This is a genomic window from Xanthomonas arboricola pv. juglandis (genome assembly GCF_001013475.1).
GTDB lineage: Bacteria > Pseudomonadota > Gammaproteobacteria > Xanthomonadales > Xanthomonadaceae > Xanthomonas > Xanthomonas arboricola.
Genome location: NZ_JZEF01000004.1, coordinates 1 through 15934 on the forward strand (window position 1 = coordinate 1; position 15934 = coordinate 15934).

Annotated in this window: 14 protein-coding genes; 10 read left to right on the forward strand and 4 right to left on the reverse strand. The window is 65.0% G+C overall.

All coding sequences use genetic code 11. The features are described from left to right. Nucleotides 1-612: 612 nt before the first annotated feature. A complete protein-coding gene (gene putA / locus XARJCFBP2528_RS14950) occupies nt 613-3813 on the reverse strand; it encodes a bifunctional proline dehydrogenase/L-glutamate gamma-semialdehyde dehydrogenase PutA (protein ID WP_016902800.1) in 3201 nt (1066 codons plus the stop codon). A gap of 290 nt (nt 3814-4103) precedes the next feature. Here putA and XARJCFBP2528_RS14955 point away from each other — a divergent pair, with 290 nt between their 5' ends. The 6 genes from XARJCFBP2528_RS14955 to XARJCFBP2528_RS14980 are packed head-to-tail and all read left to right on the forward strand — an operon-like array spanning nt 4104 to nt 8850. Beyond that, nucleotides 4104-4580, forward strand: coding sequence for a DUF2244 domain-containing protein (locus XARJCFBP2528_RS14955; RefSeq protein WP_016902801.1), 477 nt, complete (start codon nt 4104-4106; stop codon nt 4578-4580). Between the two features lie 16 nt (nt 4581-4596). Then, nucleotides 4597-5547 (forward strand): cytochrome c oxidase subunit II, encoded by a 951-nt coding sequence (gene coxB / locus XARJCFBP2528_RS14960; protein ID WP_016902802.1) that lies wholly within the window; start codon nt 4597-4599, stop codon nt 5545-5547. 39 nt (nt 5548-5586) lie between these two features. Next, nucleotides 5587-7191, forward strand: a complete 1605-nt coding sequence (gene ctaD, locus XARJCFBP2528_RS14965) for a cytochrome c oxidase subunit I (protein WP_016902803.1) — start codon at nt 5587-5589, stop codon at nt 7189-7191. Next, nucleotides 7172-7342 carry a hypothetical protein gene (locus tag XARJCFBP2528_RS23890; protein ID WP_024938846.1) on the forward strand — a complete coding sequence of 57 codons (171 nt, stop codon included), beginning with the start codon at nt 7172-7174 and terminating at the stop codon, nt 7340-7342. Before ctaD ends, XARJCFBP2528_RS23890 begins: the two co-directional genes overlap by 20 nt. Further along, complete coding sequence (locus XARJCFBP2528_RS14975; RefSeq protein ID WP_016902805.1) at nt 7339-7935, forward strand: cytochrome c oxidase assembly protein; 597 nt, start codon at nt 7339-7341, stop codon at nt 7933-7935. The genes XARJCFBP2528_RS23890 and XARJCFBP2528_RS14975 overlap by 4 nt, the downstream gene beginning before the upstream one ends. Before the next feature lie 39 nt (nt 7936-7974). Next, on the forward strand, nt 7975-8850 hold the full coding sequence (locus XARJCFBP2528_RS14980; protein ID WP_016902806.1) for a cytochrome c oxidase subunit 3: 876 nt from the start codon (nt 7975-7977) through the stop codon (nt 8848-8850). Nucleotides 8851-8948: 98 nt separating this feature from the next. Here XARJCFBP2528_RS14980 and XARJCFBP2528_RS14985 read toward each other — a convergent pair whose 3' ends face one another. Then, nucleotides 8949-9167 carry a twin transmembrane helix small protein gene (locus XARJCFBP2528_RS14985; RefSeq protein ID WP_006449736.1) on the reverse strand — a complete coding sequence of 73 codons (219 nt, stop codon included), beginning with the start codon at nt 9165-9167 and terminating at the stop codon, nt 8949-8951. 60 nt (nt 9168-9227) lie between these two features. On the opposite strand from XARJCFBP2528_RS14985, the gene XARJCFBP2528_RS14990 reads away from it, so the two are divergent. Genes XARJCFBP2528_RS14990 through cyoE form a run of 4 tightly spaced genes read left to right on the forward strand, consistent with a single transcriptional unit; the run spans nt 9228 to nt 12629 of the window. Then, complete coding sequence (locus XARJCFBP2528_RS14990; protein ID WP_016902807.1) at nt 9228-9953, forward strand: SURF1 family protein; 726 nt, start codon at nt 9228-9230, stop codon at nt 9951-9953. A 27-nt stretch (nt 9954-9980) separates the two neighbouring features. Then, nucleotides 9981-10556, forward strand: coding sequence for a hypothetical protein (locus XARJCFBP2528_RS14995; RefSeq protein WP_016902808.1), 576 nt, complete (start codon nt 9981-9983; stop codon nt 10554-10556). A gap of 10 nt (nt 10557-10566) precedes the next feature. Next, complete coding sequence (locus XARJCFBP2528_RS15000; RefSeq protein WP_016902809.1) at nt 10567-11730, forward strand: COX15/CtaA family protein; 1164 nt, start codon at nt 10567-10569, stop codon at nt 11728-11730. Between the two features lie 2 nt (nt 11731-11732). Next, nucleotides 11733-12629: a heme o synthase gene (cyoE, locus tag XARJCFBP2528_RS15005; protein WP_016902810.1), complete on the forward strand. Its 897-nt coding sequence runs from the start codon at nt 11733-11735 to the stop codon at nt 12627-12629. 201 nt (nt 12630-12830) lie between these two features. On the opposite strand, the gene XARJCFBP2528_RS15010 is transcribed toward cyoE, so the two are convergent. Next, nucleotides 12831-14411, reverse strand: coding sequence for a thioredoxin family protein (locus tag XARJCFBP2528_RS15010; RefSeq protein ID WP_016902811.1), 1581 nt, complete (start codon nt 14409-14411; stop codon nt 12831-12833). A 265-nt stretch (nt 14412-14676) separates the two neighbouring features. Next, nucleotides 14677-15681, reverse strand: coding sequence for a bile acid:sodium symporter family protein (locus XARJCFBP2528_RS15015; protein ID WP_016902812.1), 1005 nt, complete (start codon nt 15679-15681; stop codon nt 14677-14679). Nucleotides 15682-15934 lie beyond the last annotated feature (253 nt).

Here is a 15934-nt window from a genome sequence, read left to right on the forward strand (position 1 = left end):
CCCGAAACCCTCAGTCCAATAGGACTGAGGGTTTCTTTTTGTCCGAAATTCGGCCGCGAAAAGCCAAAGCCAAAACCAAAGCCAGAGCCAGAGCCAGAGCTAAAGCCAGAGCCAGAGCTAAAGCCGGGGCTAAAGGCAAGCCACAGGCATAGCCGAAGCCAAGTAACACCACGGCACTCGGACGCTCTAGGCGCAATCAACCATCGTAACGATGCTGGGGCGACGAGCTGGATTTACTGTCGTTGGCCACCATATTGATCCGTGCCGGCGTACCGTCGGCCTGGACGATTGGAGACCTACATGCCCGAGCTGCCCGAAGTCGAAACCACCTTGCGTGGACTGTGACGCGTCTGCCTATGCATGTCACTGACACGGTCCAAGGTTGAGCTTCTTTCTCACCTCTGTCCCCTGACTTTCACGGTGATGCCGAGTGGTGGGTGCTGGCAGTGATGCTGTTGTGCGGCAATGACCTCCCGCTTGCTTCTGCGCAATGTAGATGTACGGGCAAAGCACCTTATGCGGACATCAGGGCACAACAAAAAACCCCGCGATGCGGGGTTCTTGTTTTCCTCAGCAAGCCAAGAGATGGCCTGAAATGGTTTGGACTGCCTCTCAGTCGCCCAGTGTCAGAAGCGAGGCATTGCCGCCTGCGGCTGTTGTGTTGACGGTGACGACCTTCTCGGTGGCGAAACGGAGCAGATAATGCGGGCCGCCGGCTTTCGGGCCGGTACCTGACAGTCCCTGGCCGCCGAAGGGCTGTACGCCGACGACCGCGCCGATCTGATTGCGGTTGACGTAGACATTACCGACCGCAACACGTGTGGTGATGCGATCGATGGTCTCGTCGATGCGCGAGTGCACGCCCAGGGTCAGACCGTAACCGGTGGCGTTGATCTGATCGATGACGGCGTCGAGTTGGTCGCCTTTCCAGCGGATGACATGCAGGACCGGTCCGAAAATTTCGCGTTGTAGCTGCGCGAGTGAGGTCAGCTCGTACGCGCGTGGGGCGAAAAAGCTGCCGTTGGCAGTGGCGGGATCCAGGATGGTGGTGCCGATCAGGCGAGCTTCGAGATCCATGCGCGCCGCATGATCATCGAGGATCTTGAGCGCATCTGCGTCGATGACGGGACCAACATCGGTGGACAGCAGCGCAGGATCGCCGATCTTCAGCTCTCCCATCGCGCCGGCCAGCATGGTCATGACCTTGTCGGCGATGTCGTCCTGCACGAACAGCACGCGGGCCGCCGAGCAGCGTTGGCCGGCGGACATGAAGGCGCTGGAGATCGCATCCTTGACGACGGCCTCCGGCAACGAGGACGAGTCGGCGATGAACGCGTTCTGGCCACCGGTCTCGGCAATCAGCACACCGATCGCGGCTTCGCGGGAGGCCAGGGTCCGGTTGATGACGCGTGCGGTCTCCGTGGAGCCGGTGAAGGCGACGCCTTCCACGCGCGGATCATTGGTCAGTGCGGCGCCGACGGTGGCGCCGTCGCCCGGCAGGAACTGCACAACCGCTTCGGGGATGCCCGCTTCGTGCAGCAGCTTCACTGCGGCGTAGCCGATCAGGCTGGTCTGCTCTGCAGGCTTGGCGATGACGCTGTTGCCGGCAGCCAATGCGGCGGCGACCTGGCCGAGGAAGATGGCGAGCGGGAAGTTCCAGGGGCTGATGCAGACGAAGACACCGCGGCCATGCAGCTGCAGCTCGTTGGATTCGCCGGTCGGCCCGGGCAGACGTTCGGGTGCGCCGAACTGCGCGCGTGCCTGGGCTGCGTAGTAACGCAGGAAGTCGACCGCCTCGCGCACTTCGGCCACGGCGTCGGGCAGGGTCTTGCCGGCCTCCTTGACGCAGATCGCCATGAACTCGGGCATGCGTGCTTCGAGCAGGTCGGCGGCATGCTCCAGGATGGTGGCGCGGCTGGCCGCAGGTGTGCGGTTCCAAGCCGGCTGCGCAGCAGCGGCGGTTGCCAGCGAGGTCTGCACGGTGGCCGGATCGGCCGGCTGCCAGTGCCCGACCGTTTCGCGTCGGTCCGCCGGGTTGCGCACCGCCTCGCTGGGTGTGCTGATCACCGCGCCGGGAACCAACGGGGTGGCCTTCCACGGTTTGATGGCGGCATTGAGTTGCTCGGCCAGCTGCCGCAGATCGTTGTCGTTGGCGAGATTGGCGCCCATGGAGTTTTTCCTGTGTTGGTTCTGGCTGCGCAACAGATCGGTAGGCAGCGGAATCTTGGGATGCGGAATGGAGCCGAACGAGGACACCGCTTCGACCGGATCGCGGATCAGGTCTTCGATGGCGACGTCCTCGTCGGTGATGCGATTGACGAAGCTGGAATTGGCGCCGTTCTCGAGCAGGCGACGCACCAGGTACGGCAGCAGATCCTCGTGCGAGCCGACCGGTGCGTACACGCGACAGGGCAGTCCCAGGCGATCGGCCGGAATCACTTCGGCATACAGGTCATCGCCCATGCCATGCAGTTTCTGGTGTTCGTAATGCTTGGTCGTTGCGATTGCGCGTACCGCCGCAATGGTCTGCGCGTTGTGCGTGGCGAACATCGGATACAGCGCATCGCTGTGCGCGAACATGCGGCGCGCGCAGGCCAGATACGACACGTCGGTATTCTGCTTGCGGGTAAAGACCGGGTAGCCGGGGTGACCTTCGATCTGTGCGCGCTTGATCTCCGCGTCCCAGTACGCGCCCTTGACTAGACGCACCGGAATACGACGGCCGACGCGGCGTGCCAGATCGGCGAGAAAATCGATCGTGTACGGCGTGCGCTTCTGATACGCCTGCACCGCCAGCCCATAGCCCTCCCATCCATCCAGCGACGGGTCGGAGAAGGTGGCCTCGATGATGTCCAGCGACAGTTCCAGACGGTCTGCTTCTTCGGCATCGACGGTGTAGCCGATGCCGTAGGACTTGGCCAGTTGCGCCAGCTCGAGCACGCCCGGCACCAGCTCGGCCATCACGCGTGCGCGCTTGGCGTGCTCGTAGCGCGGATACAGTGCGGACAACTTGATCGAGATGCTGGGCGCTGCAAAGACATCGGTGCCGACGAAACTGCCGCTGCGGCCGATCGCGTGGATGGCATCGCGGTACGCCTGCAGATAGCGCTGCGCATCCTTCATGGTCAATGCGCCTTCGCCGAGCATGTCGAACGAATAGCGGTAATCGGCGTTGTCGCCCTTGCGCGAACGCGACAGGGCTTCACCGATGGTGCGGCCCATGACGAACTGGTGGCCCATGATCTTCATCGCCTGGCGCACGGCCAGGCGAATCACTGGCTCGCCGACGCGGCCGATCAGGCGCTTGAACGCACCCGGCACGTCGGCGCGGGTGAGGTCGTTGAGTTGCACCAGCTTGCCGGTGAGCATCAGGCCCCAGGTCGATGCGTTGACCAGCACCGAGTCGCTGCCGCCGACATGTTTTTTCCAGTCCGCATCGCCGAGCTTGTCGCGGATCAGCTTGTCTGCGGTGTCCTGGTCGGGAATGCGCAACAGCGCTTCGGCCACGCACATCAGCAGCACGCCTTCTTCGCTGCCCAGGTCGTACTGGCGCATGAAGGCTTCGATCGCGCCCTGGTCCTGCGCACGTGCGCGGACGCGGGTGACCAGGTCGGCGGCCACTGCCTGCACCTTGGCCTGTTCGGCGGCGGGCAGACGCGCCTGGTCGAGCAATTCGCGGACGTGCTCGGTTTCATCCTTGAGCCAGGCGGCGGTGATCGCCGCACGCAATGCGCCGGGTGCGGCAGGCAGCTCGGGCGCCAGCAGCGGGCGCGCAACTGAGGGAGAGGCAAGCGGGTCGAGCTGAGCGTTCATGCGAAGGGTGCCTGGGAATCCGTGCTCATTCTAGAGAGCCGCAGCCCCTGCGCACTTGTGTGGAAGCGGCAACTTTTCCGCCGTTTTGTGCACGTGGCCGGTGCAGGCCCAAAACAGACTCGCTCCCTGCCGGCCGCAGCCGCAGGCATCGGCACATGCACCGGGAAGTGATTGATTTACGCGTGTTTTTAGCTGCACTGCAGCAATCGCATGATTGCCGGAAACGCTTGCCGCATGCATTCGTGCGGGTCTACCATCGGGCCATTCCCGCAGTGCGCTGCGTGTTGCCAATGATCGAAGTACTGCCGTTGATGTCCGAAGGGGTCGGGACGCAGTTGCGGTTGCGGCCTCCGCGGGCATTGTCGGCCAGGCAGTTCGTGCAGCTGTTCGCAGTATTGGCGGGAACGATGTGGGTATTTGCGGGCCTGGGGTGGTGGACCGGCAATGCATTCGCGCCGGTGTTCGCCCTGTTGCACAGTGGTGTGGTGGCGCTGGCGCTACGGCAGTTGTGGCGAAGTGGCGAGCGCGAAGAAGCGATCCGGGTAGGGGAGACCGTTGTCGAGGTGTTTCCATCCGGACATGCGCCACCAGCGTTTCAGGCACATCCGCATTGGGTGCGGTTATGCATGGAACGCGACGACAGGGTGGTGCTGGTCAGCAGCGGCAAGCAGATCGAGATCGGAAGTTTTCTCGGGCCGGCCGAACGTGTGGAACTGGCAACTACGCTGAAACGCTTGCTCGCGGCCGCCAATGGCCGTCACCGATGACGTAAGGGTCTAGGCAATGACGCAACGCAGCAGCTGGAAGGCGACGTATCCGAAATTGGCTTTGTCGATGCTGGCGCTGTCGAGCGCTTCAGTCGCCTGGGCGCAGTCGGCCGATCCGAAGGAATGGCAGCTCAACATGGGCCGCGGGGTCACCCAGACCGCGCGCATGGCCTACGAGGCGCACATGGTGGCGCTGTGGGTCTGCGTGGTGATCGGCGCGCTGGTGTTCGGTGCCATGGGCTATGCGATCTTCAAGTTCCGCAAGTCCAAGGGAGCGGTGGCCGCGCAATTCAGCCACAACACCACGGCCGAAGTGCTGTGGACGGTGATCCCGGTGCTGGTGCTGATTGCGATGGCCTGGCCGGCGACGGCCAAACTGATTGCGATGTACGACACCCGCGAGTCGGAAATGACCGTCAAGGTCACCGGCTACCAGTGGATGTGGAAATACGAATACCTGGGCCAGGGCGTGGAGTTCACCAGCCGGCTGGCGCGCGAATCCGACCGCATCCGCCAGAGTGGCGAGCGTCCGACCGCTGCATCGCAACCGCATTATCTGCTGGACGTGGACAACCGCCTGGTGCTGCCGGTCAACACCAAGATCCGTTTTGTGATCACCGCCGACGACGTGATCCATGCGTGGTGGGTGCCAGCCCTTGGCTGGAAGCAGGACGCGATCCCCGGCATCGTCAACGAGGCATGGACCAATATCGAGCAGCCGGGCGTGTATCGCGGGCAGTGCGCCGAGTTGTGCGGCAAGGATCATGGCTTCATGCCGATCGTGGTGGAAGCGCTACCCAAGGCCGAATTCCAGCGCTGGCTGGCGGCCCGTCGCACTGCCGGCGCAGCGCCTGCCGGACCGGCCGGCACCCCGGCGCCGGCGTCCACACCTGCAGCACCGCCTGCCGGCGAGGCCGCTCCAGCCGCAGCGCCTGCTCCGGCCGCCGCACCGACCGCCGCTCTTTAATCGCCCGCAACCGCACCGCTTCGTAGAGGTCGTTCCGTCATGGCGCATACCGCAGTCGATCACCACGGACACCACCAGCCCGGTTTCGTCGAGCGCTGGTTTTTCTCGACCAATCACAAGGACATCGGCACGCTGTATCTGCTGTTTTCCTTCGTGATGTTCATCATCGGCGCGGCGATGAGCGTGGTGATCCGCGCTGAACTGATGCAGCCCGGGCTGCAGTTCGTCAAGCCGGAATTCTTCAACCAGATGACCACCGTGCATGCCCTGGTGATGATCTTCGGCGGGGTGATGCCGGCCTTCGTCGGCCTGGCGAACTGGATGATTCCGTTGCAGATCGGCGCGCCGGACATGGCGTTGCCGCGCATGAACAACTGGTCGTTCTGGTTGCTGCCGGTGGCGTTTACCTTACTGCTGCTGACGCTATTCCTGCCCGGCGGTGCGCCGGCCGGCGGCTGGACGCTGTACCCGCCGCTGTCGCTGCAGGGCGGCTACAACGTGGCCTTCAGCGTGTTCGCGATCCATGTGGCCGGCGTCAGTTCGATCATGGGTGCGATCAACATCATCGCCACCGTGCTCAACATGCGCGCGCCGGGTATCGACCTGCTGAAGATGCCGATCTTCTGCTGGGCCTGGCTGATCACCGCCTTCCTGCTGATCGCGGTGATGCCGGTGCTGGCCGGCGCGGTGACCATGCTGCTGACCGACAAGTTCTTCGGTACCAGCTTCTTCAATGCGGCCGGCGGCGGCGACCCGGTGATGTACCAGCACATCTTCTGGTTCTTCGGGCATCCGGAGGTCTACATCATGATCCTGCCGGCGTTCGGCGTGGTCAGTGAGATCATCCCGACCTTCAGCCGCAAGCCGCTGTTCGGCTATCAGGCGATGGTCTATGCGATCGCGGCGATCGCGTTCCTGAGCTTCATCGTGTGGGCGCACCACATGTTCACCGTGGGCATGCCGCTCGGCGGCGAAATCTACTTCATGTTTGCCACGATGCTGATCTCCATCCCGACCGGGGTGAAGGTGTTCAACTGGGTCAGCACGATGTGGAAGGGCTCGCTGACGTTCGAATCGCCGATGCTGTGGGCGGTGGCGTTCGTGATTCTCTTCAGCATCGGTGGATTTTCGGGCCTGATGCTGGCAATCGTGCCGGCGGATTTCCAGTATCACGACACCTATTTTGTGGTCGCGCATTTCCATTATGTGCTGGTCACCGGTGCGGTCTTCGCGCTGATTGCGGCGGTGTACTACTGGTGGCCGAAGTGGACCGGGCGGATGTACAACGAGACCTGGGCCAAGTTCCATTTCTGGTGGACGATGGTGTTCGTCAATCTGCTGTTCTTCCCGCAGCATTTCCTTGGCCTGGCCGGCATGCCGCGGCGGATCCCCGATTACAACGTGGTGTTTGCCGACTGGAACCTGATCAGCTCGATCGGCGCGTTCGGCATGTTCGCCACGCCGTTCCTGATGGCCGGCATCCTGCTCGCCTCGCTGCGCAGCGGCGCCAAGGCCGACGCACGTGCCTGGGAAGGCGCCAAGGGACTGGAGTGGACGGTGCCGTCGCCGGCACCTGCGCATACCTTCACCGTGCCGCCGGTGATCAAGCCTGGAGATCTTGCGCATGAAGACATCGGTCACTGAGTCCGCGCCGCCGGCTGTGGCACGTCTGCTCTCCGCTGCCGAACGGCAGGCGCAACAGCGTCGTGCGGTGCGCCGCACGGCGATCACCGTCGGCATCATCGCGCTGCTGATCTATGCGGGTTTCATTGCGTCGGGAGTCATCGGGCGGTGAACGCGCGGGCGCCCGCACCTGCACCGACGGCCGGCCTGTTCAAGCTGCTGGGCGTGGTGTTGGGCGTGTTCGTGCTGACCTTTTCGCTGGTGCCGCTGTATCGCATCGCGTGCGAAAAAGTCTTCGGCATCCGCATGGAGCGCGCGCCGGGCAGTACGCGTGGCAATGCAACTGCGATTGCAGGGGCTGGCAAACGCACGGTTCGGGTGGAGTTCGATGCCGGGGTCAATTCCAAACTGCCGTGGACCTTTCATCCCGAGCAGATGACGATGGATGTGGTGCCGGGCGAACTCAATGAGGCGCTGTACTTCGCACGCAACGACAGTGCGCGGGCAGTGGTCGGCAGTGCGGTGCCATCGGTCGCACCGGCGCGGGCATCCGGATACTTCAACAAGACCGAATGCTTCTGTTTTACCGCGCAGACCTTGCAGGCCGGCGAAACGCGCGATATGCCGCTGCGTTTCATTGTCGACCCTGCGCTGCCGCCAGAAGTCACCACGATCACCCTGTCCTACACGTTCTATCGCAACGACACCCTGACCTCGGAGTTGCAGGGCGGTGGCGCATCCAGCGCACCGCGCGCGGCGCCTTGATCCTTCATCCACACGCAGCACCGACACGGAAGCAACGCCATGGCCGACCATAGTCCCAACGCCGATGCGTATTTCGTCCCGAGCCAGAGCAAATGGCCCTTTGTCGGGTCGATTGCGATGTTCGTGATGATGATCGGCGTGGCCAGCTGGCTCAACGATGCGGCCTGGGGGCGCTGGACGTTCTTCGTCGGCATGGCGATGTTGCTGGCGACCTTGTTCATGTGGTTTGGCGATGTCATCCGCGAATCCAACGCCGGGCACTACAACCGCCAGGTGGACGGCTCCTTCCGCATGGGGATGGTGTGGTTCATCTTTTCCGAGGTGATGTTCTTCTGCGCCTTCTTCGGCGCGTTGTTCTACACGCGTGTGCTGACGCTGCCCTGGCTGGGCGGCGAAGGCGATGGCGTGATGACCAACGAACTGCTGTGGAACGGTTATTCCGCTGCATGGCCGACCAATGGCCCCGGCACGATCGGTGGGCAATTCCAGACCATCCCGGCCTGGGGCCTGCCGCTGATCAATACGCTGATCCTGCTCAGTTCCGGCGTGACCTTGACCATTGCGCACCACGCGCTCAAGGGCGGCCGTCGCGGGGCGCTATTGCTGTGGCTGGGGCTGACCGTGCTGCTGGGCTGCGTGTTCCTGTTCCTGCAGGCGGAGGAATACATCCACGCCTACACCGAGCTCAATCTGACGCTGGGATCTGGCATCTACGGCTCGACCTTCTTCATGCTCACCGGCTTCCACGGCATGCACGTGTTGCTGGGCACGATCATGCTGGCGGTGATGTGGCTGCGTGTCGCGCGCGGGCACTTCACCCGCGACAACCACTTCGCCTTCGAAGCGGCTGCGTGGTACTGGCACTTCGTCGACGTGGTGTGGCTGGCGTTGTTCCTGTTCGTGTATGTACTTTGAGGGCTAGGATTGGGGATTCGGCATTGGGGATTGGTAACAGCAAACGCGGATCGCTCTTGCCAATCCCCAATGCCGAATCCCCAATCCCGTCGGCCGCATCAGCGGCCGAGCCCATGCGGCTTGATCCAGCCGGTATAGATGCCCAGGATCACCACGGCGATCAGTGCGACTGAGAGGCCGATGCGCCAGGTCAGTGCGTTGACGGTACGCTTGGTTTCGCCACGGTCGGTGAGCAGGTAGTACAGGCCTGCGCCCAGGTTCCACAGGATCACGATCAGGAAGGCGACAATCAGCAACGTCTTGAGCGAATCGTTCACAACAGCCCCGGTGGTCGTCGGCGTGGTAGCGGCATTGCACGCCTTTTTGCGTCGCTTGTCATGATGCGCAAGCACACGGCGGTGCTGGGATGGTGCCTGGCCCTGCTGGTCAGCGCGGGTTTTGTGGCGCTTGGACAGTGGCAGCTGCAGCGCATGCACGACAAACAGGCGTTGCTGGAACGCGCGGCGCAGGTGCGGCAGACGCCGTTGACCCTGGTGCAGGCCCTGGCCACGCCGCATGCGCTGGCCTGGGTGAGCGGGCAGGTGCGGTTTCTGCCGCAGCAGGTGCTGCTGGACAATCAGCTGCATGCCGGGCGCGCCGGCGTGCGGATCTATCAGCTTGCCGCGCCGCAGGGCAGCCCCGTCACGCTGCTGGTCGATCTGGGCTGGCTGCCGTTGCCGGCCAATCGGCAATTGCCGAGGACCACGCCGCTGCAAGGGACCCATACGCTGCAGGGGTTGCTGGGTGCGCCGCCCTCGGCCGGGCTTGCGATGGGGCCGGCGTTGTCGGCTGCCGATGCGCCGCAGACCTGGCTGGCTACGCGTCTGGAGACCACCGCCCTGCGCAGCGCGCTTGGCAGGCGCGACATTTCGTCGCAGGTCCTACGCCTGGATCCGGCCCTGCCGGTCGGTTACGCACGCGACCTGGAGATGCTGCCGAATACGCTTCCGCCCGCGCGGCACTTGGGTTATGCGGTGCAATGGTTCGGTCTGGCCGCAGCCGTGCTGGTCACCGCGACGCTGCTGACGTGGCGTGCGCGTCGCCGCCGTCGACGCGGGCACTGACGCCTGCGGCATGAGAAAATCGCCGGCATGACCTCCTCCACATCGGCCACGCCGCATTCGGTCAAACGCGGCCGCAGGATGCTGATTGCCCTGGCGGTGCTGTTCTTCGGCTCGATGTTGCTGGCCGGCGTGCTGCGCTTCTCCGGATGGCAGCCGGCATCGATGCGCAATCACGGCGAGTTGCTCCAGCCGCCTGCCGACCTGCGCGGCTTGGTGCCGGTGCGCGCGGACGGGCAGCCGTATGCCTGGACGCCTGCCGAACGCGTGTGGCGGATTGCGCTCGCACCGCCGGCCAGTTGCACGCAGCAATGCGTGACGCTGGCGGCCGAACTGGACAAGGTGTGGCAACTGCTCGGGCATCGCGCCGACAAGGTGGAGGTGTTGTGGATCGGCACCCCGCCGGCCGGGTTGCCGCCGATGCCGGCCCTGCGTGTACTGCGCGACGACGCGCGGCTGCGGCAGGGCCTGCCGCGTGCCGACGATGCCGCCGGCGTGCCGGTGTATGTGATCGACCCCAACGGCTTCGTGATCCTGCGGTATGCCCCGGGGTTCGACCCGGCCGGCCTGCGTGCCGATCTGGTCAAGCTGCTGAAACTGATGTGAGCCCGTTTCGATGAATCTGTTTGCGCCACCGGCATTGTTCCGCCACTTCCATCGCATGGCCTGGCTGGCTGCGTTGTTCACTGCGAGCACGATCCTGTTCGGGTCGTTCGTGCGCCTGTCCGATGCCGGCATGAGCTGCCCGGATTGGCCGACCTGCTACGGCCGCGTCACCTGGCCGCAGACCAGCGACGAAGCCAATACGCATGTGGCCAGCAAGATCCGGCCGCTGGAATCGCACAAGGCCTGGCGCGAGCAGGTGCACCGCTTCCTGGCCGGCGCGCTCGGGGTGGAGGTGCTGGTGCTGTCGTTGCTGGCGGTACGCCGCCGCCGCATGGGCATCGCTCAGGTGGTTTCTGCCGCGGTGCTGGTGGCCTTGTCGATTCCTTTGTACATGTCCGGCTGGCACGCACTGGCGTTCGGCGTGGCGATTGCCGGCGAGGCCATCCTGCTGCTGGCGGCGCTGCGCTGGAGCAATATCGACCTGGCGCGTGCGGCGGTGCTGACGCTGGCGGTGGTGATCTTCCAGGCGCTGCTGGGCATGTGGACGGTGACGCTGCTGCTCAAACCCATCGTTGTGATGGGCCATCTGCTCGGCGGCATGCTGATGTTCTCGCTGCTGGTGTGGATGGCCTGGCGCGCGACCCATCTGCCGATCACGCTGGCCGATGCCTCGCGGCTCAAGTGGCTGCTGCGTGCGGGTGTGGCGGTGCTGGGCCTGCAGATCGCCCTCGGCGGCTGGGTCAGTGCCAATTACGCGGCGCTGGCCTGCGGTGGCGGTAGCTGGTCGGCCGACAATTTCCCGCGCTGCGTCAGTCAGTGGTGGCCGCCGCACGACTTCCGCGAAGGCTTCACGCTGTGGCGCGGGATCGGGGTGGATTACGAAGGCGGTGTGCTCGATGGCGCAGCGCGTATCGCCATCCAGATGGCGCACCGGTTGTGGGCAATTGCGACGGCGCTGTATCTGTGGTGGCTGGCCTGGCGGCTGTCGCGTTCGCCGGGCATGCGGGTGTGGGCCGGTGCACTGGCGGTGCTGGTGGCGGTGCAGGTGACGCTGGGCATGCTCAACGTCAAGTTGGCGTTGCCGCTGGAAGTGTCGGTGCTGCATAACGGCGGCGCGGTCGCATTGTTGTTCGTGCTGGTCTCGCTGCTGGCGCGGCTGCGCGCGCCGGAGTGAGCATGGCTGTCAGCGCACGCGATTACTGGGATCTGACCAAACCCAAGGTGGTGGCACTGATTGTGTTCACCGCCCTGGTGGGCATGTTCCTGGCCATCCCCGATGTGCCGACGTGGGTGCAGGTACGCACCGGTGCGTTGGGCTTTCTGGGCATCTGGCTGGCGGCGTCGGCGGCGGCGGCGATCAACCAGTTGCTGGACGCCAAGATCGACGCGCAGATGGCGCGGACCTCGTGGCGGCCGCTGGTGGTGGGCAAGGTGCGGCCGTGGCAGGTGCTGCTGTTTGCCGGCGTATTGATCGTGATCTCCATGACCATCCTGGTGGTCTGGGTGAATGTGATCACCGCGGTGCTGACGTTTGCGTCGCTGATCGGTTACGCGGTGATCTACACCGTGTACCTGAAGCGTGCGACCTCGCAGAACATCGTGATTGGCGGTCTGGCCGGCGCCACGCCGCCGATGCTGGGCTGGGCCGCAGTGACCGGCTTGCCGACCAGTGCCGACTGGATCAACGCCTCGCTGCTGGTGCTGATCATCTTCATCTGGACGCCGCCGCATTTCTGGGCGCTGGCGATCTTCCGCCGTGCCGATTACGCCAAGGCGGCGATCCCGATGCTGCCGGTCACCCATGGCGTGCCGCATACGCGCAAGCAGATCCTGGTGTACACGGTGCTGCTGGCGATCGTGACCCTGCTGCCGGTGGCGGTGGGCATGAGCGGGCTGTTCTACCTGGGCGGCGCGGTGGTGCTCAACGTGGTGTTCCTCTGGTACGCCTGGCGCATGCTCGACCCGCCGGACGAGCTGTTCTCGATGAAGATGTTCGGTTACTCCATCGTCTACCTGATGGCGCTGTTCGCGTTTCTGATGGTGGACCACCTGCTGTTGCCGTGGGTGCGCTAGCGGCAGCGAACGCCCGCTGCTGCCATCAAGGCGATCGATAGGGCTGCGACCGAGGCAGCCGTCAGGCGGATGCGGCCGGTGGCTGGAACCGGCCCATCTCGCTCTTACACGTCAGTCGTGCGTGCCGTTGAGCATCCGGTGCGCAATCGCTACTTAGCGCACTCAAATTCACCGCGTAGCGGGCTGCTCGCTCACGCCGGCTCAGCTCAACCAGCTGGCGCACTCGCTGGTGTTCTTGCTGTCACAGCTGCTCTGCATCTTCTGCTGCAGGCGCGTCAGCACCGCATTGCCTTCCTGGCGATGCTGCTTGCTCCAGGTCTTCAACGTGGCGCCCAGCGTGGCGAAGCGCTGCCGGGTGCGTTGGCGGTAGCCATCGGGCTGCCCGGCCAGCTCGCCGATCACCTGGGTGGCAGCGGCCTCGATGCCGGCGGTGTCGTCCGGGCTGAGCCGGATCAGGCCATCCACGTACATCACGCCCCATTGCACACGGGTGGCCGGTCCTTGCGCGCTTTCGTACGCTTTCCTGAGCCAGGACAGCGCGGTCTTCTTATCGCCACGCTGTTCGGCCAGATCGGCCAGCTCGGGCATGTAGTAGTAAGGCGTCTTGCTGCGCGTCAATTCGGCCAGCAGCAACTGTTCGGCGCCACTGCGGTCGCCCACCTCGCCGAGCAATGCCGCGGCGGTGCTGATGGTGGATTGGCGCTCCTCATCGGTCCTGGCGGTGTCGGTCGCCCATTGCACGCGTTGCTGCACGGTGTCGACCACGGTCTTGGGCAACGGCGGTTGCGGGCCCTTGGCCTCGGTTTCGGTTGGCTGGCCTTGTGCCAGGCGTGCCAGCTGGATGCGGGCATACGCGGTGCCGAGCCGGTCGGCGATCGGCAGTGCGGTGTCGGCGTAGACCTTGTCCAATGCCAGATTCAGCGCATTGGACAAGGCCGTGCGCTCACCGGCATCGCTACTGGCAGCGGCGACCAGCCGTGCAGGCATGTAGCTCAGCGTGCCGAGATTGGCGCGCACCTCTGCCGGATCGGCCAGCACTGCTTCCAGCAACGTGCGTGACGCCGCGCTGGGTGGAGGTGGCTCCTTGGCTGCGGTAATCGCCGCCAGGGCGAAGCTGCGTTGCAGCGCCGGCTGTGGCGCCGATCTGGACAGGCGCGTGAGCACATCCACGGCCTGCTCCGGCTTGACCAGCCGATCGTCGGCGCCCCAGGCGTAGTTGCCGAGCACGGCCCAGTCGTCCGCGCTGAGCTGCTGCGGGGTCTGCAATGCGGTGTCGAGCAGTTGCCTGGCGGTGCTGGTGCTCTTGGCCGCGACCCGCAGCACATCGGCCAGACGCGCGTTGTCGGCATCGCCGGCCAGGCGGGTGATCTCGCTGCGATCCGGGCGCAGCACGATGATGGTCGGGTAGCCCTTGATGCCGAAGCGCTCGCCCCAGGCCTGCGCGCCCTCCGAATCGCCGTCCAGATGCACCGTCACGAATTGCTGCGTGCGCGCGATGAAGGCCGGGTCCTTGAACAAGGTGGCCTTCAGGCGATTGCAGGGCGGGCACCAGGCCGCACCCCAGTACAGCAGGATCGGCTTGCCGCTTTCCCTGGCCTCGGCGAAGGCATCTTCGACATCGCCCTCGCGCCAGGCGATGCTGGACGCAGGCGCCGGCGTGGCGGCCGCCTTGGTCTGTGTCGGGGCTGGCGGCGTGGCGGGCTTGTTGCAGGCAGTGAGCGTGGCCAGCACCGCCAGCAGCGCGATCAGGGACGGGGCAGGGCGTCGGAACGATAGCGTCATGGCAATCACCGATGGGGGCGGCAGCAAGGTGGATCGAACACTCTAGCGAGCGGCACTGTGCCAGCGTCGGAGTGCGTCATAACCGTTGTATATCTGCTTACAACCGGCACCGGCACGCAACGCGAACCGGTGTCGCGCCGGGCGTAGCGGGCCGGCGATGGCGCGCAGGCAACGCACCGGCGGCAAGCAGGCCTTTGCAGGGCATGCAGCGCGGGCTGTGCTAGGTGCCATCGATCAGACCACCGCCGTGCAGTGGCCGTTACCTTCAATGACCACCGGGAGTGATCTGCGGCTCGCCCGGCGCGGTGCGCGCATAACGCGCGGCAACGAATGCACAGACGATCAGCTGTAGCTGGTGATACAGCATGATCGGCAACACGATCGCGCCCAGGCCACCGCCGGCGAACATCACCTTGGCCATCGGCACGCCGGTGGCCAGGCTCTTCTTCGAACCGCAGAACACGATCGCGATCTCGTCGGCGCGGTTGAAGCGCAGGCGCCGCGCGATGAAGGTGATCGAGAGCATCGCCACCGTCAGCAACAACGCGGCGGCACCGAGCACCGCGAGCAAGGCCGGCAACGGCGTCTTCTGCCACAGGCCTTCGTTCACCGATGCGCTGAAGGCGGTGTAGACCACCAGCAGGATGGTGCCCTGGTCGGTGTAACGCAGCACGGCGCGATGCCGTTCGACCCAGCCGCCGATCCACGGGCGCATGAAATGGCCAGCCAGGAACGGCACCAGCAACTGCAGCAGGATCTTGCCGATCGCCTCGGCCGGGTGCGCCATCGCGCCCTGGCTGCCGACCAGGGCGCCCATCAGCAACGGCGTGAAAAACACCCCCAGCAGGCTGGAAAGCGAGGCGGCACACACCGCTGCCGGCACGTTGCCGCGCGCCATCGAGGTGAAGGCGATCGACGATTGCACCGTGGACGGCAGCGCGCACAGGAACAGCACGCCGATATACAGCTCCGGTGTCAGCGCAAGATGCGCGAGCGGTTTGAACAACAGCCCGAGCAGCGGGAACAGCACGAAGGTGCAGGCCAGGATCACCAGATGCAGGCGCCAATGCAGCGCGCCGGCCTTGACCGCCTCGCGCGACAGGCGCGCGCCGTGCAGGAAGAACAGCGCGGCGATCGCCACGTCGGTGACATCGTCCATGACCGCCGCGGCGGTGCCGGAGACCGGCAGGAACGAGGCGAGCGTGACCGTGCACAGCAGCGCGAGGGTGAATGGATCAATGCGCAACCGCGCCAGCCAGTGTTTGATCATCGTGCGTATTCAGGGGGAGGGGCTGTCTGCAGAGTGCCATTGTAGAGGCCAGCGTGCACCGTGCGAGTCGGCCGCGTAGCGAAGGCCGAAGACGCATGCGTGCTCGCACCGGCTCCGGCAGCAGCATGCGCTTGCGCCTGCCTGCAGCGTTGCGGATGGCGCCGCTCGGTGTGGTGAGCGATTCGTGCGATGCGTCGAGATTCCGCTGCGCGGGCGCTTCTGGCACGCACATCCTTTGTTAGATTCCGGTTGC

Coding starts and splice junctions, on each gene's coding strand:
- putA (WP_016902800.1), bottom strand. CDS start 3,813: ATGAACGCTCAGCTCGACCCGCTTGCCTCTCCCTCAGTTGCGCGCCCG.
- XARJCFBP2528_RS14955 (WP_016902801.1), top strand. CDS start 4,104: ATGATCGAAGTACTGCCGTTGATGTCCGAAGGGGTCGGGACGCAGTTG.
- coxB (WP_016902802.1), top strand. CDS start 4,597: ATGACGCAACGCAGCAGCTGGAAGGCGACGTATCCGAAATTGGCTTTG.
- ctaD (WP_016902803.1), top strand. CDS start 5,587: ATGGCGCATACCGCAGTCGATCACCACGGACACCACCAGCCCGGTTTC.
- XARJCFBP2528_RS23890 (WP_024938846.1), top strand. CDS start 7,172: ATGAAGACATCGGTCACTGAGTCCGCGCCGCCGGCTGTGGCACGTCTG.
- XARJCFBP2528_RS14980 (WP_016902806.1), top strand. CDS start 7,975: ATGGCCGACCATAGTCCCAACGCCGATGCGTATTTCGTCCCGAGCCAG.
- XARJCFBP2528_RS14990 (WP_016902807.1), top strand. CDS start 9,228: ATGATGCGCAAGCACACGGCGGTGCTGGGATGGTGCCTGGCCCTGCTG.
- XARJCFBP2528_RS14995 (WP_016902808.1), top strand. CDS start 9,981: ATGACCTCCTCCACATCGGCCACGCCGCATTCGGTCAAACGCGGCCGC.
- XARJCFBP2528_RS15000 (WP_016902809.1), top strand. CDS start 10,567: ATGAATCTGTTTGCGCCACCGGCATTGTTCCGCCACTTCCATCGCATG.
- cyoE (WP_016902810.1), top strand. CDS start 11,733: ATGGCTGTCAGCGCACGCGATTACTGGGATCTGACCAAACCCAAGGTG.
- XARJCFBP2528_RS15010 (WP_016902811.1), bottom strand. CDS start 14,411: ATGACGCTATCGTTCCGACGCCCTGCCCCGTCCCTGATCGCGCTGCTG.
- XARJCFBP2528_RS15015 (WP_016902812.1), bottom strand. CDS start 15,681: ATGATCAAACACTGGCTGGCGCGGTTGCGCATTGATCCATTCACCCTC.